This window comes from Acetobacter lambici, from assembly GCF_011516885.1.
Classification (GTDB): Bacteria; Pseudomonadota; Alphaproteobacteria; order Acetobacterales; family Acetobacteraceae; genus Acetobacter; species Acetobacter lambici.
This window is the reverse complement of record NZ_WOTD01000168.1, coordinates 1-701: the sequence shown is the minus strand read 5'-3', so window position 1 is coordinate 701 and position 701 is coordinate 1. Positions and strand designations below refer to the sequence as shown.

Sequence of the window (701 nt, the reverse complement as noted above, 5' to 3'; positions counted from 1 at the left end):
CAGCCGCGTCACAGATCATGTCCCAGAGTCGATCTATCACGGTTGGTGGCAGATGCTGAGACATTGTCCTGCGGTCTATGGTCTCCCAGCGCAGAAGTTCATCATCTTCACCCACCATGACTTCGATCTGGTCCGTAGTCACATTGTAGCGGATCCGTCCTTTCAGTCTGGCACGGATTTCGACACGCATTTCGTTATCTTCGTACACGATCTTTCACCTTCAATTGTATGGAAGATTGGAAGGCGAGCGATCACGGTGGTCCGGTAGACCAAGGCACGAAGCGGGTACTAAACGCAGGAAAATCGTTGTGGTCCAGTGGGACCTTTAAACAGTTGCGCGGGGCTATTTCCTGCCGTTTTGGTGTTGCCCGAAGTTGTGCATAATTGCGCCCATCTGCCTGAAATTGCCTATTTATCCCTGCCCTTTCACGGCGGCAACACGGGTTCGAATCCCGTACGGGACGCCAAGTTTTTCAAGGACTTGCAGCAGGTTAATCTGAAAATCGTTGATTTTTGAGCCAATCCCGAGCCAAACTGGGAGAGGATCGAATAACGATGACCAAATCACCAAAAGAGACCCTCAAGGACCCTGTAACAGGGAAGCCGTTGCCCAAAGGCGTCTGGTATCGTGGCCCCGGCCAGTATCAGGCCCGCAGGATGGTGAACGGCAAACGTCACCGCGAAACCTTCGCGTCAGCCAG

General features: G+C 52.9%; 2 pseudogenes. One reads left to right on the top strand and one right to left on the bottom strand.

Annotated features, from left to right (window positions below):
• Positions 1 to 208, bottom strand: a pseudogene (locus GOB86_RS15700) (hypothetical protein); the annotation flags it as partial.
• Positions 209 to 555: 347 nt separating this feature from the next.
• Here GOB86_RS15700 and GOB86_RS16285 point away from each other — a divergent pair.
• Positions 556 to 701, top strand: a pseudogene (locus GOB86_RS16285) (site-specific integrase); the annotation flags it as partial.